Source organism: Cohnella rhizoplanae, from assembly GCF_948329515.1.
Lineage (GTDB): Bacteria > Bacillota > Bacilli > Paenibacillales > Paenibacillaceae > Cohnella > Cohnella rhizoplanae.
Genome location: NZ_CAOJCN010000008.1, coordinates 215,711 through 240,431 on the forward strand (window position 1 = coordinate 215,711; position 24,721 = coordinate 240,431).

18 protein-coding genes are annotated in these 24,721 nt (G+C 64.2%); 2 read left to right on the forward strand and 16 right to left on the reverse strand.

Going from position 1 to position 24,721, the window contains the following annotated elements; translation table 11 throughout:
• Nucleotides 1-213: 213 nt before the first annotated feature.
• From PQG80_RS14540 to PQG80_RS14570, 7 genes are all read right to left on the reverse strand, one after another.
• Nucleotides 214-7,806, reverse strand: coding sequence for a fibronectin type III domain-containing protein (locus tag PQG80_RS14540; protein WP_271752093.1), 7,593 nt, complete (start codon nucleotides 7,804-7,806; stop codon nucleotides 214-216).
• 324 nt (nucleotides 7,807-8,130) lie between these two features.
• Nucleotides 8,131-8,928: a M55 family metallopeptidase gene (locus PQG80_RS14545; RefSeq protein WP_271752094.1), complete on the reverse strand. Its 798-nt coding sequence runs from the start codon at nucleotides 8,926-8,928 to the stop codon at nucleotides 8,131-8,133.
• A complete protein-coding gene (locus PQG80_RS14550; protein WP_271752095.1) occupies nucleotides 8,925-10,178 on the reverse strand; it encodes a Gfo/Idh/MocA family protein in 1,254 nt (417 codons plus the stop codon). Before PQG80_RS14550 ends, PQG80_RS14545 begins: the two co-directional genes overlap by 4 nt.
• 81 nt (nucleotides 10,179-10,259) lie before the next feature.
• Nucleotides 10,260-11,270, reverse strand: a complete 1,011-nt coding sequence (locus PQG80_RS14555; protein WP_271752096.1) for a Gfo/Idh/MocA family protein — start codon at nucleotides 11,268-11,270, stop codon at nucleotides 10,260-10,262.
• A 41-nt stretch (nucleotides 11,271-11,311) separates the two neighbouring features.
• Nucleotides 11,312-12,097, reverse strand: coding sequence for a DeoR/GlpR family DNA-binding transcription regulator (locus PQG80_RS14560; RefSeq protein ID WP_271752097.1), 786 nt, complete (start codon nucleotides 12,095-12,097; stop codon nucleotides 11,312-11,314).
• A gap of 103 nt (nucleotides 12,098-12,200) precedes the next feature.
• Nucleotides 12,201-13,130, reverse strand: a complete 930-nt coding sequence (locus PQG80_RS14565; protein ID WP_271752098.1) for a 1-phosphofructokinase family hexose kinase — start codon at nucleotides 13,128-13,130, stop codon at nucleotides 12,201-12,203.
• Nucleotides 13,127-13,993, reverse strand: coding sequence for a class II fructose-bisphosphate aldolase (locus PQG80_RS14570; RefSeq protein ID WP_271752099.1), 867 nt, complete (start codon nucleotides 13,991-13,993; stop codon nucleotides 13,127-13,129). Before PQG80_RS14570 ends, PQG80_RS14565 begins: the two co-directional genes overlap by 4 nt.
• A gap of 185 nt (nucleotides 13,994-14,178) precedes the next feature.
• On the opposite strand from PQG80_RS14570, the gene PQG80_RS14575 reads away from it, so the two are divergent.
• Entirely contained in the window at nucleotides 14,179-15,225 is a 1,047-nt protein-coding gene (locus PQG80_RS14575) for an SIS domain-containing protein (protein ID WP_271752101.1), read from the forward strand.
• A 344-nt stretch (nucleotides 15,226-15,569) separates the two neighbouring features.
• On the opposite strand, the gene PQG80_RS14580 is transcribed toward PQG80_RS14575, so the two are convergent.
• The 9 genes from PQG80_RS14580 to PQG80_RS14620 all read right to left on the reverse strand — a co-directional run bounded on the left by PQG80_RS14580 (nucleotide 15,570) and on the right by PQG80_RS14620 (nucleotide 23,048).
• Complete coding sequence (locus PQG80_RS14580) at nucleotides 15,570-16,649, reverse strand: Gfo/Idh/MocA family protein (protein WP_271752103.1); 1,080 nt, start codon at nucleotides 16,647-16,649, stop codon at nucleotides 15,570-15,572.
• Nucleotides 16,646-17,566 (reverse strand): AraC family transcriptional regulator, encoded by a 921-nt coding sequence (locus PQG80_RS14585; protein WP_271752104.1) that lies wholly within the window; start codon nucleotides 17,564-17,566, stop codon nucleotides 16,646-16,648. Before PQG80_RS14585 ends, PQG80_RS14580 begins: the two co-directional genes overlap by 4 nt.
• A 17-nt stretch (nucleotides 17,567-17,583) precedes the next feature.
• The gene (locus tag PQG80_RS14590) at nucleotides 17,584-18,435 is read right to left on the reverse strand and encodes a sugar phosphate isomerase/epimerase family protein (protein WP_271752105.1); all 852 of its coding nucleotides are present in this window, start codon (nucleotides 18,433-18,435) and stop codon (nucleotides 17,584-17,586) included.
• Between the two features lie 32 nt (nucleotides 18,436-18,467).
• Nucleotides 18,468-19,643, reverse strand: coding sequence for an N-acetylglucosamine-6-phosphate deacetylase (locus PQG80_RS14595; RefSeq protein WP_271752106.1), 1,176 nt, complete (start codon nucleotides 19,641-19,643; stop codon nucleotides 18,468-18,470).
• The gene (locus PQG80_RS14600; protein ID WP_271752107.1) at nucleotides 19,640-20,422 is read right to left on the reverse strand and encodes a glucosamine-6-phosphate deaminase; all 783 of its coding nucleotides are present in this window, start codon (nucleotides 20,420-20,422) and stop codon (nucleotides 19,640-19,642) included. Before PQG80_RS14600 ends, PQG80_RS14595 begins: the two co-directional genes overlap by 4 nt.
• On the reverse strand, nucleotides 20,419-21,465 hold the full coding sequence (locus PQG80_RS14605) for a Gfo/Idh/MocA family protein (RefSeq protein ID WP_271752108.1): 1,047 nt from the start codon (nucleotides 21,463-21,465) through the stop codon (nucleotides 20,419-20,421). Before PQG80_RS14605 ends, PQG80_RS14600 begins: the two co-directional genes overlap by 4 nt.
• A 3-nt stretch (nucleotides 21,466-21,468) precedes the next feature.
• On the reverse strand, nucleotides 21,469-22,323 hold the full coding sequence (locus PQG80_RS14610; RefSeq protein WP_271752109.1) for a sugar phosphate isomerase/epimerase family protein: 855 nt from the start codon (nucleotides 22,321-22,323) through the stop codon (nucleotides 21,469-21,471).
• A 181-nt stretch (nucleotides 22,324-22,504) separates the two neighbouring features.
• Entirely contained in the window at nucleotides 22,505-22,702 is a 198-nt protein-coding gene (locus tag PQG80_RS14615; RefSeq protein ID WP_271752110.1) for a DUF4177 domain-containing protein, read from the reverse strand.
• Nucleotides 22,703-22,727: 25 nt separating this feature from the next.
• A complete protein-coding gene (locus PQG80_RS14620) occupies nucleotides 22,728-23,048 on the reverse strand; it encodes a hypothetical protein (RefSeq protein WP_271752111.1) in 321 nt (106 codons plus the stop codon).
• Between the two features lie 316 nt (nucleotides 23,049-23,364).
• Between PQG80_RS14620 and rpoD the strand changes: the two genes are divergently transcribed.
• Entirely contained in the window at nucleotides 23,365-24,258 is an 894-nt protein-coding gene (gene rpoD, locus PQG80_RS14625) for an RNA polymerase sigma factor RpoD (protein ID WP_271752125.1), read from the forward strand.
• The last annotated feature ends 463 nt before the right edge of the window (nucleotides 24,259-24,721 follow it).

Sequence of the window (24,721 nt, forward strand, 5' to 3'; positions counted from 1 at the left end):
GTCCATTCCTTCCCGGCCTCGCCTCGTACCGCCTTGTGCTATTTAACTATCTATCATGTTAGAGAGGACGCCGGTCTTTATAAACCGGACATTGCTGGCTTTTACTGAGTAACTTTTATCCTCCTCCCTACCGGATTCTGCGGCGCAAAAAAAACCGCCGGAGCGGCCCGGAATCGGGCTGCCGCCGGCGGTCGGTCGGAAGCGGATTATGGCTTAAGGCTCATATACGTTGAATTCGTAAATGCTCCACCAGGGGGATGCCGCCGCCGTCAGTACGACCTTGATATACTGGGCCGTCTGCACGGGGAAGGTCACGGTCTGCACGTTGCCGCTGCCCGTGCCGCTGGCAACCGCGGTGCCCCAGTTCGTGCCGTCCGAAGAGACGTACACCTCGTAGGCGCGCGGATAATCGTTGCCGCCCGTCGAGTCTAGCGTGATCTTGTTGAAGGTCTTGGCCGAGCCCATGTTAACCTGATAATACCTGCCAATGCTCTGCGCTCCGCTCGATGTCCAACGGGTGGTCGCGTTGCCGTCGAGCGCATTGGCCGTCCCGGAATTCGTCGAGGACGTCGCGGTCCAGCCCGTACGGCTCAGCGCCGCCCCGCTCGAAGGCGTGGCCGATACCTGCGCGGAGTTCGCGCTCTCGCTTCCCGAAGCAAGGGCGCTGACGACGTAATAGTACGTCGTCCCGTTCGCGACGGCCGGATCGGCATAGACGACGCCGGTCACGCTCGGCGCGACGACGGTGTAAGGACCCCCGCTGACGGTGCTGCGCTTGACGTTGTAGCCTGCCGCGCCCGCGACGGCCGTCCAGTTAACGGAGACCGTGGCGTTGCCGCCCGTCGCCGTGACGCCGGTCGGAGCCGCGAGCGGTATCGTGACGGAAGCCTCGGCGGCATTCGGTCCCGCGCCCGCCGTATTCGCGGCGGAGACGGTGTAGTAATAGGTCGCGCCGGGCGATGCCGTAGAATCAGTGTACGTATTCGCAGTGAGACCCGTGGCCAGATTCGTATACGGGCCCCCTGCGACCGTCGCCCGCTTCACGGTGTAGCTCGTCGCGCCGGACACGAGATTCCAGGCCAGCTGGACGTTGCCGCTAACCAAGCCGGCCGTAAGGCCGGTCGGCGCGGCCGGAGTCGCGCTGAGCTCGTCGGCGCCGATGTCGAAGGCCGAGCCGGACGGACGCGGCTGACCGTCCATGTCGAACGGCACGTCGGCGGGCAGCGCGTAGCCGGCGTCGATCGCCGCCGAGGCGGTGGCCGCGTTCAGATGGTAGTCGCCGGCGGCCGCATTGACCAGCATGCTCGCGGTGCCGTTCGTAATGTTGTTGCTGCTCGTGGCGGTACCGCCGTCGCGGGGCTTCACCGCTCTGTCCATCAGGTTGTTGCGGACTTCTCCGTTGCTCGCCGCGTACCTGGACTCCACGGATCCAACGCCGGTCGGAACGCCCAGGATCGTGTTGTTGTACACCTTGAAGCCGGAAGCCTTGTTCATATATACGCCTGCGTCGTCCGTGACGTACACGACATTGTTGCGCATGATGCCGCCGCGGTGCTCGAGCGACGTATCGCCATTTCGGAAATACTGCGCCGCGGTTCCGCCGCCGCCGAACGACATGGCGATGAAGCTGTTCTTGAACACGTTGTTCTCGACGAGCGTGTCCATGGAGTTGCCTTTGGCGAAGAAGGCATACGCGACGCCGCCGCCGGACTTCTTCGCGTTCTGGAAGGTATTGCCCCGGATGATCCAGCCCTTGGCCGCGATCAGGTCGACCCCTTCCACGACGCTGCGCGTACCGCCCGCGGTGTAGCCGATCAAGGAGTTCTCGATCGTGCCGTAGTCCGCATAAGGCAGATCCGGGGAGCCGCCCGAGGTCGACTTGAAGCCGCCCTCTCCGTTGTCCCAGGTCTTCAGATGATCGGCGCGGAAATAATCCGACCCCGAGTTCACCTGAATCGCATGATAGTAGGAATCGCGGATCGTCATGTTCTTGAACGTGATATAGTCCGAATCGTTAACCTTGAAGTTAATATCCATGCTCGAGGTGTCAATGCCCTGGCCGGCGACGACCGTATCGTCGTAGTTCGACGTCGCGCCTTGGATCGTAATATTGTTTTTGCCGTTAATGTTGATCGGCGTCGTCTGGCTGTACGTCCCCGCGGCCAACGTGATGATCCGGCCGCCGGCAGGCGCTCCGTTGATCGCCGTCTGCAGCTGGGCCAGCGACGTGACCGTCACGCTGTCCGGCGTCGGCGCGACGGTCGCCGCGCCGACGGGGTTGGACAGCCCGCCGTAGTTGCCGCCGTCATCGTACGTCTTGACCGCGAAGTAGTAGGTCACGCCCGTCTGGAGCTGATTGACCTGGTACTTCATCGCCTGGCCCGGGCTCTTCTGCGCCAGCTCATCCTCCGCCTGCGTAGCCGCCGCCCAATGGGCTTCGGTCGTGATCGGCGAAGTCGAATACCGGACTTCGTAGCCCTCCGCCATGCCGGCATTGCCGTCGTTGCCCGGCGCCGTCCAGGTCAGCTGCATGCTGCGCGGGCCCGGGTTCATCGCCTGCAGATCGGCGATCGCCGCAGGCGGCGTCGGATCGTTGGCCGCCGTCGTGACAGGCACCACGTTGGACAGGGACGAGGCGTTGGACGTCTCGTCGAAGGTGCGCATCGCGAAGTACAGCGCCGAGCCCGAGGGCAGTCCGGTTACCGCCAGCGTCTGCGTCGTGCCCGCGAGCGCCGGAGCCGGCTCGTTCGTCAGCCGCACCGCATCGTTCCAGTTGTTCTCCGAGATGCTGGACGTATGGTACCGGATGTCGTAGGAGGCCGCAGTGCCGGTCGTGCCGTCATCGCCCGGAGCGGTCCACGACAGATTGGTCGACTTCCAGGTCGTACCGGATGCGGACAGATTCGTGATCGCGCCCGGCGCCGTCGCATCCCCGGGATTCGCATACACCTCAAGCTCGACGGGGGTATTGACCAGATTCGTCTCCCCGGTGGCTCTCACATGTCCGTTGGCCCAGGATCTTACGTACCTGGCACTGACGGGCGTCGTCAGCACGATGTTTTTGCCCGAGCCGTCGGTCGGCTCCTGGTAAGCCGCATCGCTGCCCGCGCCGAGTCCCGCCGTGTTGTCGGTGTCGTTGTTGAAGACCGTCGTGACGCCGGTTGCGAACGTCGGATCGTTGGACAGCTGCACGACATGGTCGCGCCCCGTTCTGGCGATGCCCGAGGTTCCTCCCCAGTCGTTCAGAACGTTGATCCGGCTGATCGCGTAGGCCTGACCGAGGTCTACCTGCACCCACTTGGGACCGTCGGCGACGCTGATGAGCGCGTACGCGCCCGAGCCCCGCGCGCCGTCCGTCACGACCGAGACGGAGACCGTGCCGTTGGTCGTCGCGGGCTTGCCGAACGCGACGTTGACGGTCGACTCCAGCACGGTCTGCGCCGTGTTCGACAGGATCGACTCGTTGTTCGCGTTGTCGCGGGTCTTCATGGCGAAGTAATACGTCGTGCCCGTCGTCAGCCCAAGCACCGTGAAGCTCTGCGCGGTGCCGGCCGCCTGAGGCGTCGGCTCGCCGATCGCTTGGGTGGCGCTGCTCCAGTTCGACGCGGTGATCGGAGACGTGCTGTAGCGGACGTCGTATTGCGTCGCCGTACGCTCATTGCCGTCGTCGCCGGGCGCCGTCCACGAGAGCGTGGCGCTGGTCATCGTCTTGGCCGTGACGGCGAGATCTTCGGTCCGCGCGGGCGCGAACGTATCCGTCGCGCTCAAGACGAGGTATGGCCGGTTGTAGGCGTTCTCGGTGCTGGAGAATGTCACCGAGCTCGCCTGGACGAGCGGGTCGTGCAGCTTGAAGGATACGGTGTGATCCGACATCTGGGCGTTCACGAACGCCGTGACGTCGAATTCGTACCAGCCGGGCTGGCTGACCGTGATCTCGCCCAGATCGACCGCGCCGGTCTCGCTCGGGCGGGTGGTGTTGGTCACGGTGCTCTCCGTCCAAGCGTCGTCAAGGAGCCCCGTGACCGTGACGCCCCAGGTCTTGCTCGGCTTGTTTTGCGCGAACAGCTTGAGCGTCGCGCGCTCCGCCGCCGTGCCTGCGAAGCCGGAATAGCCTGCCTTGACATAACCGTTGTAGACGCTGTTGCCGTTATTCTGGATGATGAGGGTAGTCGACGTGCCGTATGCGGCGCCGCCGGCGAAGTTCACGTCGTCGGTCGGCGTAAACTCGGTAGCCGAGCTTGCCTGCATCGTGACGGAAGCCACGTTGGACAGCCCAGAGACGTTGCCCTGGTCGTCGATCGTCTTCATCGCGGCGTAGACGGTCGCGCCCGCCGTCGGTCCTTCGACCTTGAGCGTCTGCGCCGTCCCGCCCGCCGCCGGCTGCGGCAAGCTGTAAATCTTCTGGGCGCTGTCCCAGTTGGCATCCGTTATATTGCTGTTCGAATAGCGGATGTCGTAGGCATACGCCGTGCCGGTCGTGCCGTCGTCTCCCGGCGCGGTCCACGTGAGCGTGAACGTGCGAGAGGTCGGGCTGCTCGCGGTCAAGCTCGTCGTCGTCGCCGGCGGCGTCGTCTCGCTCGGCGCGAACTCGTCGGCCCCGACGTCGTACGCGCTGCCGTACGGACGGGCTTCGCCGTACATGTCGGTCGGCACGTCGGCAAGCGTCGTGCCGACGTCGCGGGCTGCCATTCCGTTGAACGGATGCAGGCGATAGTCGCCGCCCGCCGGATCGACCAGCCAGCTTGCCGTAGCGCCCGTGATGTTGTTGCTCGCGACGGAAGTGCCGCCGTCGCGGTTTTTGACGGTCCCGGTCATCAGGTTGTTGCGGACCTCGCCGCTCGTGCCCGCGAATCTGGGCTCGACGGCGCCGACGCCGGAGCCGGTGTTCAGGATCGTGTTGTTATACACCTTGTAGCCGTTGGCCTTGTTCAGATAGATGCCCGTATCCGTAGCGCCGAAGACGACATTGTTGCGGATGATGCCGCCGCGATGCTCGTAGGTCTGGTCCTGGTTGCGGAAGAAGGTCGCCCCCGTGCCGCCGCCGCCGAACGACATGGCGACAAAGCTGCCTACGATCACGTTGTTCTCGAAGATCGTGTCGATGGAGTTCCCCTTGGCGAAAATGCCGTAGCCTCCGCCGTTACTCGACGTCTTGGCGTTCTCGACGCGATTGCCGCGGATGATCCAGCCCTTGGAGGCGATCAGGTCGATGCCTTCCACGACGCCGCGCATGCCGCTCGTGGTGTAGCCGATCAGCGAGTTCTCGATGATGCCGTAGTCGGTGTAGCCGCTGCCTCCGTTGATGTCGAAGGTCGTCTTGAAGCCGCCTTCTCCGTTGTCCCAAGTCTTGAGGCCGTCGGCATGGAAATACTTCGAGCCCAGATTGACCTGGATGGCATGATAATAGGAATCCTGGATCGTCATGTTCTTAAACGTGACATAATCGGAGTCGTTGACCTTGAAGTTGATGTCGAGCGAGCTGTTGTTGATGCCCTGCCCCTTCACGACCGTCGCCGTGTAATTGTTCGCGGCGCCCTGGATCGTGATGTTGTTCTTGCCTGTAATCGTGATCGGCGTCGACTGGGTGTAGGTGCCCGCCGCCAGCGTGATGACGCGGCCTCCGGCAGGCGCGCCGTTGATCGCCGTCTGAAGCGCGGAGAGCGAGGTCACCGTGACGGCGTCGGCCGTCGGCGTCGCGATCGTGGCAGAGGCGGAGTTGGAGAGTCCCGAGACGTTGCCTACGCCGTCCGTCGTCCGGACCGCGAAGTAATAGAGCGTCCCCGGCGTCAGCTCCGTCACCTTGAAGTGCATGGGCGTACCCGCGGTCGGCTGCGGCATCTCGCCCTCCGCCTGCGTCGCGGACGCCCAGTTGGACAAGGTGATCGGCGAGGTCGAATAGCGGACGTCGTAGCTCGCGGCCTTGCCGTTCGTGCCGTCGTCGCCCGGCGCGGTCCACGTCAGCCTGACGGACTTGAACATCGCCTGCGTCGCCTGCAGGTTCGAGATGGCGGCCGGCGCCACCGTATCCGCCGTCGGCGTCGTGACGGTCGCGACGTTCGAGATCGGCGAGTCGTTGACGAGGTCCTTCGCCTTCAGCGCGAAGTAATACGTCGTACCTGGCGTCAGTCCGGCCACCGTGAAGGATTCGGCCGTACCTGCGGCCTTCGGCGCGGGAACGCCGGTTACGGGCGTCGCGGAGGACCAGTTCGACGCGTTGATCGCGCTCGTAGCGTAACGCAAGTCGTACGAGATCGCCGTACCGGTATTACCGTCGCCGCCGGGCGCCGTCCAGGCGAGATCGACGGACTGCCAGGACACGAAGGTGCTCGCCAGGTTGGTCACCGCGGCTGGCGGCGAGCTGTCCTGGGGATCGGCGTACGCTTCGATCTCGACGGGCGTGTTCACGGTATTGACCGAGCCGTTGACCCTGATGTGGCCGTTGGCCCAGTAGCGAATATAACGCGCGCCGACCGTGTCGGCGAGAAGGATGTCCTTGCCGGAGCCGTCCGCGGGCTCCATGTATTCGGCGTCCGTCCCCGCGCCGAGGCCGGCGCTGTTGTCGCCGTCGTTGTTGAACACCGTGACGACGCCGCTGGCGAAGGTCGCGTCGTTCGACAACTGGACGACGACGTCCCGCGCATACCGGTATGCGTCGGCGGAGGCGCCCCAGTCGTTGCGGATGTTAATCCGGGCGATATCGTACGTCTTCCCCAGATCCACCTGCGCCCACTTCGGACCGTCGGACACGCTGTAGAGGGAATAAGCGTCCCGCGTCTTCACGCCGTCCGTCAGGGCCGAGATCGGCTGTCCGGTCGTGCTGGCGGCGCTGGTCGTGACCGTCTTGCCGAGCGCGATGTTCGCGACCGGGAGGGTCGTCGCCGAGACGGGAGCCGAGAGCGCCGATGCTTGCCCCGAGCTGCCGACCGTCTTCATCGCGAAGTACAGCGGCGTGCCGGAGGGCAGCCCCTTGACCGTCATGCTCTGGGCCGCCGAAGCCGCGGCCGGAGACGGCTCGCCGTTCACCCGCTTGACGACGAGGCCGTTGTCCCAGTTGGCGCCCGTGATCGGCGAGGTCGAATAGCGGATGTCGTAGCCGCTGACCGACGACGGTCCCGGACTGGTCCAGGACAGGCTCACGCTGTTCACCGTGGCTCCGCTCGCCGTCAGGCCGACGGAACTCGGCAGCGACGCGTTCGTCGCGGGTACGGCAGCGTACACCTCCAGCTCGACCGGCGTATTGACGGTCTGGATCGAGTTGTTCGAGGACCGGATGTGACCGTTCGCCCACGAACGGACGTATCTGGCGTTCACCGCGGACGAGAGCGCGACGGTCTTGCCGCTGCCGTCCGTGGGCTCCAGGTAAGCGGCGTCGGTCCCGGCCCCTTGCCCTGCCGTGTTGTCCGTATCGTTGTTAAAAACAGTAGTGACACCGCTTGCAAAGGAAGGATCGTTCGACAGTTGGACGATGATATCCCTGCCCGTTCGCGGCTCTGCGGAATTGAAGTCGTTCAGGACGTTCACGCGCGTGACGGCGAACGATTCGCCGAGATCCAGTTGAACCCACTTGGGGCCGGATGCCGCGTCGATGAGCGCGTAGTTGGACGATTGCCGGTCGCCGTCGACGAGTCTGCCGAGCGAGACGGCATTTCTGACTACCCCGTTCGTGGATACGACGGCGTTGCCGAGCGCGACGTTCGTTTCGACGGGGTCAGCGTAGACTTTGGCGGCGGGAGAGAAGGTAAGAGGCGAGGTGATTAATGCGGCGACAAGCATGGACAGGCCTGACTTTTTGACGATCGACAGCATGCGGACACATCCTTTTCATCGAATGGTCTTGCGTTAAGCGCCGAACCCGTTCCGTCATTCCCCGGTCTTGCGATTCTTCAATTCCTCCTTTCCAATGCCGGTGCGGCGTTGCTTGAAGCGCCCGCGTAAACCCAACCTTGTGCGCGCTTCTCCTTTAAAATTGTCATATTCCCTCCCGCCGCACTACGGGCGTAAATTGTCTTATACTCGGTCATTTCCATACAATCGCCCGAACCCCGGTCCGAGGTCTCCCGCCGGGCCTGAATAGGCCGCAACGGCAAATAAGCCTGCCTCGTCGCCGAGACAGGCCGGAGCCGTCCTGCTTTATCTGAAGGTGCGGGCGAGCAGCCGCAGCAGATCGTCATCCTGCAGCCGCAAGGCCCTTCCGCCATCGCGCAGGACGCCGTCCTCTTCGAGGGCGTGCGCGTCGGCCAAGCTCGTGCTCGTGTACTCGATCCGCATCTCGTAAGGTCCCTCGATCGCGTAGGGCTTGCACTCGCTTCTGCGGCTGACCGCTTCCTTGACGGCCTCGCCGATCTCCGACAGTACCCGCCTGGGCGCCTTGAGCAAGCCCGAATGGCGGCCGGTCGCTTTTTTAGTCTCGTACGTGAACACGCTGCCCAGCTGCCGCCGCGCCTCCGCGCAGGTCTTGTCGTCGCCGGAGACGAAGAGGACCGGGACGCCGGCCCGCCCGAACAGGAGCGCGTCGATCCCGATCTCCCCGATCGGCTCGCCGTTCAGCGCCAGCTCGTGAATATCCGCGTAGCTGAACGTATGCTCGAGTATCGCGCCCCGGGTGCCCGCCATGCCGTGATAGCCGATCAGCAGCGCGCCTGCGAAGGTCTCGTCCAGACCGGCGAAGCGGTTCGTGAGCGGCAGCGCGCCGGCGGCCAGCGTGGCCGCGGGATGCAGGTCGCCGTACAGCAGGTTGAAGCCCGACGCGTGGGCGTCCTTCACGACGACCTCGGTCGCGCCGGCCTGCGCGAGCGCCTCGACGACGGCGTTCACTTCGTCCGTCAGCAGCTGCCGGGCCTCCTGATAGAACATCTCGCCGCGGTAGATTTGTTCCTTGAAGACAACCCCTGCGATGCCCTCCATATCGACGCTGACGTAGAATTTCATTCTTCTCCTCCTCTGCCGGACAAGGCTTCGGTTAAGCGGAAGCGCTGCGGAAAAAGGCTGTACCCGCGCAGATCGAAGGATACAGGCTGTACGGCCCACGGCAAGCCCGTCTCCGAGAGCAGCTTGCCCGCGGCGAAGGCCTCCTTCAGGCCGGACTCGATCCCTTGGATATAAGCGCCCGGCTCGTCCGCGGCGTCCGACAGGCGCACGAAGGCGGAAGGTATCCCGCGGATCTCCCCGGCGGATTCGAACGCGCCGTTGGCGACGAGCGTGAAGCGCCGGGCCGAAGCCAGCGAGACGTCCAGCCCCTCGTCCTGCCCTTCGATCGTCCGGATCAAATTGCGGTACCGCCGCTCGACGATGCCGCCTTCCGCGCAGTCGTACGATTTGCCCAAGCCGTACCGGCAGATCTTGACCTGGTCCGCATAATCCCACTCGATCGCGCCTTCGGTGCCTTCGATCCGGATCCGCTGAGTCTCGGTCTCCTTCGCGCACAGCGTCACATAATAGCAGAGCGGCATGCCGTCGCTCATCTCGATGCGCATCGCGGTCGTGTCGTCGCTCTCGATCGGATTGGCATGGTACATCTCGGCCGTCACGCCGACCGGCTGCGACTCGCGGCCGACCGCGCCGGCCGCGGTCTCCGCCAGCTTGAGCATGCTGTAGAGCAGATGCGCGGCCGGGTTGTGAAACGCGCCGTCCAGCACGACCGACCCGGCGGCCGTCAGCTTGCCGGCCCAGGGCGTGCGGCCGAAATAAGCGGCCGTGCGCTGCAGCAGAGCGATCGCCTTGAAGCTCTGTACGCGGCCGATCTCCCCGGCCGCGATCGCGTTCGCGATGAGCGCCTGGGCCTTGCGCGACGGCGCGAAGAAGTTGACGGCGCACAGCCTGCCCGTCCGGGCGGCGGTCTCCGCGATCCGGTCGACATCCTGGAGGAGGGCGCCCGGCGGCTTCTCCAGGAGGACGTGGTACCCGGCCTCCATCGCGTCGATGCTCATCGGCGCATGGAGCGGGATCGGCGTGGAGACGACCACGAAGTCCGCCCCCGCCTCCGCGGAGAGCATCTCGCGATAGTCGGCATAATGCCGGATGCCCCGCTCCGCGACGAGCGCCGCCGCGCTCTCCGTCAGACGCACGTCGCTGACCGCGGCCAGTTCAAGCACGCCGGCGTCAGTAAGCCGGACCAGTTCGTTCAGATGCACGCGGCCGAAGCCGCCTGCGCCGATCAATAAGGCTTTGCGTACGGACATGACGCTTCCCCATCCCCTCTCGCATATCGCTTTCTGCCTCTTGGCCTCGCAGCCTCGCGAGACAGGCGGCTGCTTCGTCTGCTAAGTGCTCACGATTCGTTCAGCTTTTTCGTCCGCCGCTACTGCCGCCTCGGAGGCAAGCAGTACGTCGGCGCCGGACAATACGGATGCGCCGCCGCGCAGACGGTTCGCGAAGTCCGCATAGATGCCGACCGGCGGCCGAATCAGCGGCACGGCATGCAGCGCTTCCATGCCGTTCGACATGTGCAGGACCGGCTCCCTGGTCCCTCCGGGGTCGCCCTGCAGGCGCAGCTCCGCGGTCCCTTCGGTGCCGACGGCGAAGATGCGCCCGTCGCCCCATGTCCAGCTGCGCGCGGGCGTATGCCAGTCGGCGTACAGCTGGGCGAACGTGCCGTCCGCAAGCCGCACGTTCAGCGCGGCCGCATCGTAGAAGCTCGGATGCTCCGGCAGGATCCGCTTGGCCATATAGCCCTGCAGATCGGCGATCTCGCTGCCCGTCAGCCATCGCAGCAGGTCCAGATCGTGGACGAGCAGGTCCTGAATGATGCCCCCGGACCGCTCATGGTCGAAGAACCAGGCGGGCCGGTCCCCCGCGTTCAGCCGGTGCGGCTTGCGCATGTCGAGCGAGACGACCCGTCCGAGCGCTCCTTGGTCGATCAGCGCCTTGAGCGTATGCACGCCTGCGTGGAAGCGCTGGGTCAGCAGCATGCCGACCTCGATCCGCCCGCGCCCGACGATGCCCCGGAGCCGCTCGAGCCCCGCTCTGTTCGTTACGGCCGGCTTGTCGAGCATGACCGGCTTGCCCCGCGCTTCGCACAGCTCTACGACGTCGATCTTGCGGCTGTTGACCGCCGAGCAGCCGACTACGCTCACGTCCTGCGCCAGCGCTTCATCGACGGCATCGAGCAGCGGTACGCCGAATCTGCCGGACAGCGCGTTCGCCAGCCGCCGGTCTTCGCCGGCCTCCTCGTAGATGCCGGCGCAGCGGTAGCCCATGCCCAGCATGTTTTCAATCACGGAGGCGATATGCCCGTGCTGGCATCCGATGATCGAGAAAACCGGTTGTCCCATAAGTCCGCTCCTTGGCCGACAGTTTTATAGCAATTACGTAATTACTGAGGTACGTGCACGGCCATTCCATGGTGCTCGCATGCGCGCGCCAACCAGCCGTCGGGCTGCCGGTTCGTGATGATGCCGGTCGCTTCGGTGAGCGGCATGATCGTGAAGAGGGCCGTTTTTTCCAGCTTGCTGTCGTCGAATACCGGGAATACCTCGCTCGAGCGCCCGATCAGAATCTGCGCGATCCGGACTTCCATCTCGGCATGCATCGTCCATCCGTGCGTCTCCGATACGCCGTCCACGCCGAGGAACATCTTGGTGACGTTGATCCGCTCCGCGACGGTCTCGGCCAGCGGCCCGATCAGCTCGTAGCTCTTGGCCCGCATGACGCCGCCTACCACGACGACCTGGACGCCCTCCGCGTCCGCCAGCTCGAAGGCGATATTCACCGCGTTGGTCACGATCGTGATGTTGCGCCGGGTCTTGAGCGCGCGCGCGATGAGGAAGGTCGTCGTGCCGCCCGTCAGGCAGATGACGTCGCCCTCCGACACAAGCGCCGCCGCCGTCTCCGCGATGCGTTCCTTCTCCTGCAGCTGGGCCAGCCTTTTATCCGCAAAAGGCAGCTCGGCGGCCGGCTGCGCCGGCGCCCCTTCGTAGACGGCGCCGCCGATCGTGCGGATGATCGGTCCCGACCGCTCCAGCAGGTCGAGATCGCGCCTTGCGGTCGCCTCCGAGCACCGCAAGGCGCTCGTGATCTCCTGGATCGACAGCCTTCCGTTCGCCTTGATGAGCTCCAGCATTTTGGCCCTGCGCGCTTCGCCCTTCGACGTCGCCTCCATATTCCGTCTCCCCCGCCTATCAACCGCGTATTTTCTACATTGTGCAGGAGAAGACCGCCGGATTGCAAGACGGACGCCACGATACTGCCGGGCCGCCGCTGCGCTAGAGCGGCACGACCTCGACGCTTTCCAGCAGCCGCTCGTATACCGCGGGGTCGAGCTCGCCCGCCCGGTCCGTCATGGCCGCGGCAGCGGCAGCCGCCGCGGCCATCCGAAGCCGCCCGGCTGCCGGCAATCCCAGCTCGTCGGCATAGGCCATGCCCGCTACGAACGCGTCGCCGCAGCCGACGGCGCTGACGGCGCTGACGGCCGGCGCGATGACGCGGTATAAGTTGCCGTCCATGCAGGCGACGGCGCCCCGGCTTCCGAGCGTCGCGCACACCTGGCGCACGCCCTGCGCATGCAGCTTGGCCGCGGTCTGCGCCAACTGCGGCGCCTCGAGGCGCTTGCGCCCGACGAGCCTGGCGAGCTCGTCTTCGTTCGGCTTAATCAAGTCCGGCCGCGCCCGGATGCCGAGCGCCAGCGCTTCGCCGCTCGCGTCTAGGTAGACGCGGGCGCCCGCGGACCTCGCAACGCCGACGAGCTCCGCGTACAGATCCTCCGGCGCGCCCGCCGGCAGGCTGCCGGACAGGACCACGACGCTGGCCTCGGCGCTAAGCTGTCGGACGGCGTCTTTGATCTGCGCCAGTTCAGCGTCGCCTACCGTCGGCCCCGACTCCAAGAGCTCCGTCGATGCGCCGCTCGCTTCGTCGACGATGTTCAGGCAGGTGCGGGATTCGCCGGGTATGCGCACGAAGGCGGACCGGACGCCTCTCGCCGCGAGGCGCTCCTCGATGAAGGCGCCTGCGCCTCCCGCCGTGAAGCCGGTCGCCGCCGCTTCGCCGCCGAGCAGCCGGACGATCTTGGCGACGTTGTTCCCCTTGCCGCCGGGTTCGGCGATCTGCCGTCTCACCCGCTGCACGGCGCCCGGCGCGAACCCGGACACATAGTAGGTTTTGTCGACCGCGGCGTTCAGGGTGACCGTGGCGATCACATCGCCTCACCGCCCCGTCCGGCGCAGCCGCACAGCGAGATTTTCTCCAGCGCCAGGCGCTTGACCGCTTCCTTCGCCGGCACCATGTACTTGCGGGGATCGTTCTCCCCCGGCCGCTCCTCGAATACGCGCTTGATGGCATCCGAGAACGCGATGCGCAGCTCGGTGGCGATATTTATCTTGGCCATGCCGAGCGCGACCGCCCGCCTGACCTGCGCGGCCGGGATGCCGGAACCGCCGTGCAGCACCAGCGGGACGTCGACGCGGCCGGCGATGCGGGCGATCCGGTCGAAGTCGATGTCCGGGTCGCCCTTGTAGATGCCGTGCGCCGTGCCGATGGCCGGAGCCAGCGTGTCGACTCCCGTCCGTTCGACGAACGATACGCACTCCTCCGGATCCGCCAGCAGCGCGTCGCGCTCGTCGACCACGATATCGTCCTCTACCCCGCCCACCTTGCCGAGCTCGGCCTCCACGTTGACGCCGACCGCCGCGGCTACGGACATGACGCGCAACGTGCGCTCCACGTTTTCCTCGTACGGATGCATGGACGCATCGATCATGACGGAGGTGTAGCCCGCCCGGATACACCGGACGATGACGTTGTAGTCGGTACAATGGTCGAGGTGGAGGCCGATCGGCAGGCGCGTACGGCTCGCGGCCACCTGGGCGGCGGCGGCGATGTAGTCGGCGCCCAGATGTTGGACCGTGCCTACGGTCGTCTGCAAAATGAGCGGGGACTCGCTCTCCATCGCCGCCTCTACGACGGCTTGCATCATCTCGAGCGTGTGGACGTTGAAGGCGGCTACGGCGTATCCGTGTTTTCTCGCGTGGCGCAGCACCGCCGTCGTCGAAGTTAGGGGCATGACTGGTTCCTCCCGGCCTGCTTGAGTGGTCTACGTCTGCGAGATGGCTCCTAGGAAGCTCTTCCAGGACGTTATGCTTATAATATAAGGATATAATATGATTTTTTCAATCATTAAATGATTGTATTTATCATTTTATTAAATTATTATGATCGTATAATTCAATTTATGGAGGTTTCCGTCTTATGAGTCTGACCTATCGGGAGACCAAGCAGCAATACGCGGCATTGCGCCAAACTTACGAATACATGCTCGGCGAGCGGGAGCGGATTGAAGCAATCGTGAAAAAAGCCGCGCCGTCCTCGCTCTCCTTCCTCGGATGCGGGTCCAGCTATTGTCTATGCGAATCCGCCGCGTTCTCCGTCCGACTGCGCGCCGGCATGGCGGCGCAGGCGTATGCGGGCGGCGATCTGCTGCTGAACGGCGAGCGCTACCTGCCCGCGCTGACGGGCACGCTGCTGGTCGCGCCTTCCCGTTCCGGCAGCACGACGGAGGTCGTCGAGGCCGTCCGTCTGCTGCGCGCCAAGGCGCGATTCCCGCTGCTGGCGATCTCCTGCGTCGCCGACTCCCCGCTGTCCGCCGAGGCCGACCTTGCGCTGGAGCTGCCGTGGGCGTTCGACGCCAGCGTCTGCCAGACCCGCACGGTCATCAATCTGTACGCGGCCAACCTGCTGATCGCCGCCTTCCTCGGCGGCGACGAAGCGCTCGTCGCCTCGATAGACGACGCTATTCGCGAGGGCGAAGCGTTCATGGAGCGGGTGGAGCCCGGCCTTCGCAAGGCGGCCGGAGCGGACTGGACGCACGCGATCGTGCTGGCGGACGGCGAAGCGAAAGGCCTGGCCGGCGAGGGCGCGATCGCGCTTACCGAGATCGCGGGCGTGCAGGCCCAGTCGTACCATCTGCTCGACGTCCGGCACGGGCCTATGGTCGTTGTCGGTCCGGGCACGCTTGTCATCGCTGCCGTCTCGGGCGGCGGAGAGACGCGGCACCGGCACAATCTGCTCCGCGACCTCAAAGGGCGGGGAGCGACCGTTATCGCCTACGCCGACACGGCGGATGCGGAAATCGAAGCCATCGTGGATTATGCCGCCTTCTCCGGCATTGCGCTCGACCCTGCTGCGCAGGGCATCCCCTTCCTCTTCTTGTCGCAGATCGCGGCTCTCTGCCGCGCCGAGCGTCTGGGCATTGACCCCGACCAACCGGACGGGCTGGTGGCTTGGGTCGAGCTCTGATAGGACCGGTTGGCGAGTTGAAGAAGCTCTAATAGCTGCTTCTTGAGCCGTGCCGGCCGGTCGGCGGTCCAAAGTAGCTCCAATGGAGACTTCTTGCTACATGTCGGCCGATCGGCGGCGCAAAGTAGCTCCAATGGAGACTTCTTGCTGCATGTCGGCCGGTCGGCGGCGCAAAGTAGCTCCAATGGAGACTTCTTGCCGCATCAAATAACCGTCCTTCGCGCACATGGTCGCACGCTGCTGCTTCCATTTAAGCGGAGGGGGGTTTTTAGCGTTAAAAAAAAGAGCTGTCCCCGTCATATCCCATGACCTTCGGAACAGCTCTGCTACTACGAGACTCTTAGTTACGCGCTATAAATCTGCGGATTCTGCCGCCTGCACTCTTCCATGACCCACATTTGCTGCCGGACCTGCTCCGGCGTGATCTCCAGCGGCGCGCCTTCCGTGAGCGAGCGGTGGAGCATCAGATACAGCTTCTCCGTCATATAGCCGAACAGGCTCTGCCCCTCGGGCAGCGACATCGCCCATTCGTCGCTATGCCAGGCCAGCGTCTCGTTGCAATAGGCTGGCAGTCCCGCGGCATTGAACAGCGGTTCCTTCGTCAGCTGCTGAACGGGCGCTTCCTCCGGCTTGAAGTACTTCCACTCCAGCTGGCTGGAGCTGCCGCGCAAGCCGCCGTTCGTCCCCTGAATGTTCCAGGAATCCTGCGGATACGCGGCGCAGGAGGAGATCTCGATGTCGATCGTCGGACGGCCGGGACCTCGCATGAGCAGCTTCACGTAGTCCTCCGCATCCCCGAACGTATTCGCCCGGTCCATGATGCACGTGATCTGCGGCTCTGCGTCGATGCCGAACAGCTGCAGCGCCTGATCGACCGGATGCGGCCCTGTATTCATGAGATTGCCGCCGTTGTTGCTCTGGAGCGTCTGCCAGTCCCAACGGCGGGCGAATCCGTTCATGTCGATGCTCACCTGCACGATGCGGCCGAGCACGCCGGAATCGATCACCTGGCGGATCTGCTGGAACGCGGGATGGTATCTGGACTGCTGGAAGACGGCGAGCAGCTTGCCGGAGCGCTTGGACGCCTCGATCAACTGGTCGACTTCCTCCGGGGACTTGGCCAGCGGCTTCTCGCACAGCACGTTAAATCCTTTGTTGAGCAGCTCGAGCGTGATCGGAAAATGCTGGTGGCTCGGCGACGCGTTGACGATGAGGTCGAGCTGCTCGCCGTCCGCCATCTCCTGCCAAGTGGCGTACGTATTGCAGCCGAATTCCTCTTGGGCGAGCGACCGGCGCTCCGGTATGGAATCGGCGATCGCGGCGATACGGTACTGGCCCGTTAGCTGCACGAGCAGCTTGCCGTGGATGTCGCGGCCGCTGCGGCCCTGTCCGATGATGCCGACCTTCAATGGGGTTGCCGTCATACGTTCATCCCTCTTTCTTCCTTAGGCCCGGCGGAGGCGCCGAACGTTTTTTTGTATTCGGTAGGGGTAATGCCCGTGCGCTTCTTGAACGTGCGGATGAAGTGGCTCAGGTGGCGGTAGCCGACCTGGAATCCGATCTGCGTGACCGTGAGCGACTGGCGCCGGATCAGCGCCTTCGCCCGCTCGATGCGGACCTCGTTCACGTAGTCGATGAACGATTGCCCCGTCACGTGCTTGAACATGTGGCTGAAATACGCCGGCGCCATATTCGCGATATAAGCGCCGTGCTCGAGCGGGATGTCCTGGCTGTAATTGTCGTGAACGTAGCGTCTGGCTTCCTCGATCGGTTCCCGTTCGGCGGCGACCGGTTGCCGGCTCGGTTTGCGCTGGACGGCCCTGTATTCCCGGTCCGCCACCATCAGCAGCTTGACCAGAGTCACCCGGATCGCGAACTCGTACCCGACCTCCTTGAGCTCGTATTCGTCCTGCATGTCCTGCAGCAGCTGCAAGACGAGCGGCTGCCTGTGCTTGCCGACATGGAGCCAGGAATGCGGCGCGGAGGCCGGCCCCGGCGTCAGGTACCGCTTGAGTGCATCCTCCATCGGCCCCAGATGGCCCTCCAGCAGCTCCGGCGAGAAGTCTGCCAGGATCAGCTCGAACGCTTGGTCCTCGATGGCGCGGATGCTGTGCCCGGTACCCGGCGCGATGATGAACAGATCTCCTTGGCTGACGGTCAGCGACCTGCCGAGCATCTGGTGATTGCACATCCCCTTGCGGACGTAGGCGATCTGGACGTAGTCGTGCATATGCAGGCTCTGCTTCAGGAGCGGGCTGGAGTACCGGAATATTTTAAATGGAAAGTCCCTGTTCAGCTGGTGCCGTCCTTCTAAATAAGGGATATCCAAGTCTTCGTTCACGAGACCACCACCTGTCGTTACGCCGTCGCGATCAGCTTGCGAACCACCTCGAAGTCATGTTCCAGACGCTCGTACGCAGGGAACGGCGCATGGCACTCCAGCGTCACCCAATCCGCGTATCCCGTCTCGCGCAGCGCGTCGAACAGCGGCTTGTGATCGGCTCCGCCCTCGCCCAGCCGGCTCTGAATGAACAACTCCCGTCCGTGACGGGTCGTACTCGCGAACGTGCCCGGCGCGCCGAGCTCTGCGATTCGGAGCTCATCCTTGACGTGGACGTGCATCAGACGGCGTCCCAACTGCAGGACGGACTCTCGGCCGTAGTCCGTATCCGTGATGTACATATTGCCGGCATCGTGGATCATCCCGATGTTCTCGTTCTCGATCATGCCGAGGAGGCGCAGGCTGCTGTCCACCGTCTCGACCAGCGAGTCGTTGTGAATCTCCATGAGGACGTTCACCTCATGCTTCTTGGCTTCCTCCGCGATCAGGTTCATCCAGTAGGCGGCCTTGGCGTAGTGGTAGTCGAGCGCCTTGAAGGCATTGGGACCGCCGGGGAAAACGCGGATCATACGCGTGCCCAGCACGTCGGCGATTTCGAGCAGCCGTTTGAATTCCTCGAAGAACTTCTCCGCCTGTGCGTCGTCGACTTCCGAGAAGCCGCCGATATAGCTGGCCAGCACGGGGATCGGAAGCCCGAGGCTGTCGGAGAGCGCCTTGACCTCCTTGACCCTGGCCATGCTGCTGGTCGGCGAGATATGAGGCTCCCGCGCCGCGATCTCGATGCCGTCCATACCCAGTCGCTTCGTCAGATGCATCGCTTCCTGAATGCTGTGCTCGATAAAGACGCCGCTGAATGCCGCGAATTTCATTTTCGTTTCCCCCTGTTCTCGATTGAAGCGCTCTATCGTTCGCCTACAACGCCATCGTCCCCGAAGACGATCTCCCCCGCTTTGCAGGTGCTATCGATACGGAGCTTGCCGTCGTCCCGCCGGAACAATACGATATCCGCCGGAGCGCCGACGGACAATCCCGCCGCGGCAGGCAGCCTCATAAATCCGGCCGGTCTGACCGACGCCATGTCCCAGGCGTCCGCCAGGCTCGCGATGCCGCGATCCGCCAGCTGCCCGATGCCCCAGAGCAGCATCTGCGCGGACCCGGCCAGCAGCCCCTCCTGCTCCGCCAGATGGAGCCGGCCTGCCGGCGTCAGGACGACGCGGCCGCCGATATGCGTCTCGTACTCGCCCGGCGGCATGCCGCTCAGATACACGGCGTCGCTGACGAGCATCGCCTTCGGCCCCTTCACCTTGAGGACGACCTGCAGCACCTGATCCGGAAGATGGAACCCGTCCGCGATCAGGCAGCTCCACAGTTCGTCCTGCGCCAGCTGCTCCCAGAGATAGTTGGGGTGACGGGGCAGCATGAGATGGGCGCCGTTGCCGAAGTGGGTCGACATGCGGGCGCCGGCCGCGACCGCTTCTTTGATCTGCTCCGCAGTGGCCGCGGTATGGCCGATGGAGACCGTGACGCCGTTATCGGTGCAGCGTCTGATGAACGCGGCGCTCCCCTCCCATTCGGGAGACAGCGTGAGGATGGAGATGCGGCCGCCGGCCGCCTCCTGCCATCTGCAGAACAGCTCCCAATCGGGGGCCCTGACATACTGCCGGCCGTGCGCGCCCCGCGCGCCGTCCTCCGGCGAGATGAACGGCCCCTCCAGATGGATGCCCGCGATGCACGCTGCCGCCGCGGAGTCATGCTCGCAGGACTGGGCGATCGCCGCGAGCTTGGAGGCGATCGCCTCCGGACCGTTCGTGATCACGGTCGGATAGCAGCCGGTCACGCCCTCCCGCCACAGCTCGCGCACGACCGTCCCGGGGAGCTCCGGCGGGAGCGGCAGCCGGTTGAAGTCATGCCCGGCGAAGCCGTTGATCTGCAGGTCGACCAGTCCCGGCGCAGCATACGGCAGCGCATTCCGCTCGGCCTGATCGGCCTCCGCGGGCGCGATCCGCGCGATCCTGCCCGCTGCGATCTCGATCTCGACAGGTTCTTCGGTGCGATAGTGGAGCGCCTTGAGGATCATCGGACCGCCTCCCCGTAAGCATCGAGATCCACGTACAGCGTACAGTCGGGATGTCGCCTCAGGCTCGTGGACGGACAGGCCGCCCGGATCGGCTCGCTCAGCGTCCGGCCGACGGCCTGCCGCTTCGTGGGGCCCGGCACGGCGCAGTACAGATGCGCGCCGGATAGCAGCGCCGGCACCGTTAGCGTCAGCGCATGCGTCGGCACGGCATCCATGTCGGGGAAGCAGCCGTCGTTCACCTGCTGCCGCCTGCAATCCTCGTCGAGCTCGACCGGCTTGATCAGCAGCGGGTCGTCGAAGTCGGCGACGGGCGGATCGTTGAACGCGATGTGACCGTTCTCGCCGATGCCGAGACAGACGATATCGATCGGTGCCTCCGCCAGCAGACCCGCATACCGGCTGCATTCCGCATCGCTGTCGTTGGCGCCGTCGATCAGATAGACCGTGCCCGGCTTCACCCGGTCGAACAGCCTTTCCTGCAGATAGCGACCGAAGGCTTGGGGGGATCCCGGGGGCAAGCCCAGATATTCGTCCATATGAAAGGCGGTAATCCGCGACCAGTCGACGTCCGGATCCGCTGCAAGCGCATCCAGCACCTCGTTCTGCGAGGGAGCCGCCGCGAAGATCATGCGGATGCCGGGCTTCGTCCCCAGCAGTTCCTTGATCTTCGCGGCGACGTCCGCCCCTGCCGCCGCGCCCATCTCGGCCCGGTCCCGGTATATCCGGACCTTCAGGTCGTCCGCCTTCATTTCCTTGACCGGCTGCCGCAAGTTCGTCATTCGGCTCGTACCTCCTCTTGATGCTCCCCGATCGCGATCTCCGCCCGGCGTCTCGCGCTCTCGTAGATGGTTTCGACCAGCCTGACCGCCCTCCATCCGTCCTCGCCGGAGCTTAACGGCTCGGTTCCCGTCTCGATGGCGGCGATGACGTCGAGGAATTGGCTCTGATGGAACTCGGCCACGATGTTCTTCGGATCGGTGACGCCTCCGTACGATTGCTCCTGCGCCCAATTGGGCTTTTCCCAGCCCGGCACGGACCAGCGTACGATGGAGCTCCCCTCCAGCTTGATCGTCCCCTGCTCCCCATAAAGCGTGATCGTCGCGGGATACCCGGGCTGTACGCTAGTCGATGCCATCACCGTGCCGTACGCGCCGCTCTCGAACTGCAGGATGGCCAGCCCCAGATCCTCCGCCTCCATGCGGTGCGTGAGCGTGGCCGTCTTGCCGAACACCGTGCGGGCGTCCCCCGCGAACCAGAGCAGCAGGTCCAGGCCGTGGATGCCCTGGTTCATGAGCGCGCCGCCGTCCTCGGCGATCGTTCCCCGCCACTCGGCGCTGTCGTAATAGGCTTGGCTGCGGTAGAATGGAAGCGTCATCTCCGCCAGCAGCAACCTGCCGAGCGCGCCCTCGTCCAGCACCCGCTTGATCAGCTGGTTGTTGGCCTCGAATCTGCGCTGGGCGATCGACGAGAGGACGACGCCGCGTTCGCGGGCCGTATCCGCCATTCGCCTCGCGTCGCGCGCGTTCATGGCCATCGGCTTCTCCACGATCAGGTGCTTGCCGGCGTTCAGTACGTCGAACCCTACGGACGCATGACTGCCGCTCGAGGTCGTTACGCACACGATGTCGATATCCTCTCGCCTCAGCAGCTCGCGGTAGTCGGTAACCCAGTCGCAGCCCTCCTGCTCCGCGACCGCTCTCGCCCTGCTCTCGGTCCTGCTGGAGACGGCGACCAGCTTGGCGTCCTCGATCTGGCCGATGGCCTCCACATGCCTGACGGAGACATCGCCGCAGCCGATAATGCCGAATCCCCACTGCGCCATCGCCTATACCTCCTTCGCCAGCGCGCGCAGCGCGTCGAGCGTCATCCGGGTCCCGGTCATCCGGCTGCCGTCTCTGGGCACGTAGTGCGTCTCGATGGTAAAAAGACCTTCATAGCCGTCCGCCGCCAGCGCCCTCAGCTGCGCGATGACCGGCACGTCCCCGGAGCCGAGCGGCACGCAGCGCGCTTTGCCGTCGGGGCCGAAGCACGCATCCTTCAGATGCACGTGGGCCGCGTAGGGCCTGATCGTCTCGTAGCCCAGCGGATACGCCTCCTTGCCCGCGTGCGCTTCGTTGCCAGGGTCCCACAGCGCGCGCAGTGCCGGCGAGCCGACCGTACGGACGAGATCCGCGACCTCGCGCGCCGATCCGCCGTTGCACGAAGACTCGTTTTCCAGCAGCAGCACGACACCGGCGCTCTGCGCGATGTCGGTCGCCCGCCGCAGATGTCCGGCGATCTCTCCTGCATAGCGTTCGGGCTCCCGCTCGCGCCAGAAGGAGAAGATCCGGATTCGCTTGGTGCCCATCAGGTCCGCGAGCGCGATGACCCGCGACAGCTTGGCGAAGTGGGCGTCGACGCTCTCCTCGGCCTGGCCGAACGTATCTCCTGAGGCGACAGGCCTCGCGGGATCCAGGGCGCACTTGAACACCGGCGAGGCGATGGCGGATATGTACAGCCCCCTCGCTTCCGCCTGACGGCGGACTTCCCTTGCTTGCTCGTCGCTTAGGCTCGCCGCATTCCGCCCGTCGACGACGCGTACCTCCACATGCGCCAGTCCTTGCTCCGCCGCCCAGTCCAGCGCTTCCTCGTAGCGGTCGGACACTTCATCCGTCAGTACGCCCAATCTGCTAATGAACACTCGCTCGGCTCCCCTCGCTTTGCGCCTTCTTCCTCCTACTATAGCAACTTCGTCCGGCTAGAAGTTGACCTTTTTTGCGAAGGATATTTACATTTTTTAAGGAAACAAAAAACCCCCGGCCATAAGGCCGAGGGTTGCGTGCGGATGAAGGACGAGCTAATCTGAGGCTGGCTGTCACCGTTCATAAAGGGCGCTTGAAGACGACGATGATATCGCGGGAAGCGCCTTGTCCCTGGCTCGTATCGAAGCAGGACACCAGCTCCCAGCCTTCATAGCCGTACCGGTTCAGCTCGTCCTGGAACTCCTGCTCGTCGACCTTGCCGCCGAGCCAGCCGCCGGTCTTGTACTTGAGCGTGCAGTATTCCCACTTCGTTCCCATGGCTAGTTCCTCCCGGTCGCAGCCTCTAGGCGTGCTGTTCTCCGAAAAACATCTCGTGCGCAAGCGCGGTCTGGACGCGCGATTCTTCGTCCGTAAGCTTGCGGATCAGCTCCATCTCGACCTGCGTCACTTCTTCCCCTTGAAAGTTGATCTCGGCGATCGAGGCGACGATGCGGACGATGGCGACCGCCCGGTTATCCGGCGCGTACGCGATGACCTTCTGGCCCGTGGGGAATACGCGGAACTGCTTCTTGACCATCTTGCCCCGTCCGTATTCGAGCAGCTCGTAGAGCTCTTGCTCGGACTTGAACTTGCACACCGAGTTGAATTCCGTTTGGAATCCCATCTGCATCCCTCCGACCATGGCTTGTGCTGCTATTATAAACCGCGGACGATGGTTAATGAAAGTAAGGGATGAGAATCGAATCAAAAAGGACCGGTCCCGCTCGTCCGAAAACGAAGCGTGAGAACCGGCCCCATAAATTTAAAAGTAAGTGTTGTATAATCGCCCAGCTGGTGGTATAATGAGAAATGGTACTTATAAGACATCCAAAACATAAACTTCCTACTTCAGGATAGCACATAATTTACCGGATGTCAATTCCGTTATTCTACACCGTTCCGCCCAGCACTTTTACCGGATGGAGGGATGCGCTTTGACGATGGATATCGATTCCCCCGTTGTCGACTTCGCGGATGATGGCGATCTGAAGGTGCCCGCGGGCATCCGGATGGATGACCCGGTCCGCATGTATCTGAAGGAAATCGGACGCGTGCCCCTGCTCACGGCCGACGAAGAGATCGCGCTCGCGCATCGGATCGAGGAAGGCGACGAATCAGCCAAGCAGCGCCTGGCCGAAGCCAATCTTCGGCTGGTCGTCAGCATAGCAAGACGGTATGTCGGACGCGGCATGCTGTTCCTGGACTTGATCCAAGAGGGCAACATGGGCCTCATCAAGGCCGTCGAGAAGTTCGACTACCGCAAGGGCTTCCGGTTCAGCACGTACGCCACCTGGTGGATCCGGCAGGCGATCACCCGCAGCATCGCGGACCATGCGCGCACGATCCGGATCCCCGTCCACATGGTGGAGACGATCAACAAGCTCGTCCGCATCTCCCGGCAGCTCCTTCAGGAGCTCGGCCGCGAGCCGACGCCCGAGGAGATCGCCAAGGAAATGGACATCACGATCGACAAGGTCCGCGAGATCATGAAGATCTCGCAGGAGCCCGTGTCGCTCGAGATGCCGATCGGCGAGGAGAACGACTCCCGGCTCGGCGAGTTCATCGAGGATCAGGACGCGCCGGAGCCCGCCGACGCGGCGGCGTTCGAGCTCATGCGCGAGCAGCTCGAGGACGTGCTGGATACGCTGACCGAGCGCGAGGAGAGCGTGCTGCGCCTCCGGTTCGGTCTCGACGACGGGCACACCCGGACGCTGGAGGAAGTAGGCAAGGCGTTCGGCGTCACCCGCGAGCGCATCCGGCAGATCGAGGCCAAGGCGCTGCGCAAGCTGCGCCACCCGAGCCGCAGCCGCAGGCTGAAGGACTTCCTCGACTGAGGGGAAAAGCAAAAGCACCGCCGTCGCTAGATGGCGGTGCTTTTGCGTGTTGCGGCGTCAATGGAAGGCGCAGCGCGGTCGCACGCTTGGACTCGAGCGCTCATCGACGCGAGTTAGCTCGGATTTCGAGGTAACTCCAGGCACTCAGTGCTCATCGATGCGAATTACCTTGTTTTACGAGGTAACTCCGGGATCGCGACGCATTCGGGTGCGAATTACCTTGTTTTTCGAGGTAATTCCGGGCACTCGAGCGCTCATTGGTGCGAGTTAGCTTGTTTTTCGAGGTAACTCCGGGATCGCGACGCATTCAAAGTGCGAATTACCTTGTTTTTCGAGGTAACTCTGGGCACTCGAGCGCTCATCGACGCGAGTTACCTTGTTTTTCGAGGTAACTCCGGGCACTCGAGCGCTCATTGGTGCGAGTTACCTTGTTTTTCGAGGTAACTCCGACCTCGAGTGCGTG

Coding starts and splice junctions, on each gene's coding strand:
- PQG80_RS14615 (WP_271752110.1), bottom strand. CDS start 22,702: ATGGGAACGAAGTGGGAATACTGCACGCTCAAGTACAAGACCGGCGGC.
- PQG80_RS14555 (WP_271752096.1), bottom strand. CDS start 11,270: ATGGGACAACCGGTTTTCTCGATCATCGGATGCCAGCACGGGCATATC.
- PQG80_RS14620 (WP_271752111.1), bottom strand. CDS start 23,048: ATGGGATTCCAAACGGAATTCAACTCGGTGTGCAAGTTCAAGTCCGAG.
- PQG80_RS14570 (WP_271752099.1), bottom strand. CDS start 13,993: ATGCCCCTAACTTCGACGACGGCGGTGCTGCGCCACGCGAGAAAACAC.
- PQG80_RS14605 (WP_271752108.1), bottom strand. CDS start 21,465: ATGGCGCAGTGGGGATTCGGCATTATCGGCTGCGGCGATGTCTCCGTC.
- PQG80_RS14550 (WP_271752095.1), bottom strand. CDS start 10,178: ATGTCCGTACGCAAAGCCTTATTGATCGGCGCAGGCGGCTTCGGCCGC.
- PQG80_RS14600 (WP_271752107.1), bottom strand. CDS start 20,422: ATGACGAACTTGCGGCAGCCGGTCAAGGAAATGAAGGCGGACGACCTG.
- PQG80_RS14545 (WP_271752094.1), bottom strand. CDS start 8,928: ATGAAATTCTACGTCAGCGTCGATATGGAGGGCATCGCAGGGGTTGTC.
- PQG80_RS14575 (WP_271752101.1), top strand. CDS start 14,179: ATGAGTCTGACCTATCGGGAGACCAAGCAGCAATACGCGGCATTGCGC.
- rpoD (WP_271752125.1), top strand. CDS start 23,365: ATGGATATCGATTCCCCCGTTGTCGACTTCGCGGATGATGGCGATCTG.
- PQG80_RS14595 (WP_271752106.1), bottom strand. CDS start 19,643: ATGATCCTCAAGGCGCTCCACTATCGCACCGAAGAACCTGTCGAGATC.
- PQG80_RS14540 (WP_271752093.1), bottom strand. CDS start 7,806: ATGCTGTCGATCGTCAAAAAGTCAGGCCTGTCCATGCTTGTCGCCGCA.
- PQG80_RS14560 (WP_271752097.1), bottom strand. CDS start 12,097: ATGGAGGCGACGTCGAAGGGCGAAGCGCGCAGGGCCAAAATGCTGGAG.
- PQG80_RS14590 (WP_271752105.1), bottom strand. CDS start 18,435: ATGAAATTCGCGGCATTCAGCGGCGTCTTTATCGAGCACAGCATTCAG.
- PQG80_RS14580 (WP_271752103.1), bottom strand. CDS start 16,649: ATGACGGCAACCCCATTGAAGGTCGGCATCATCGGACAGGGCCGCAGC.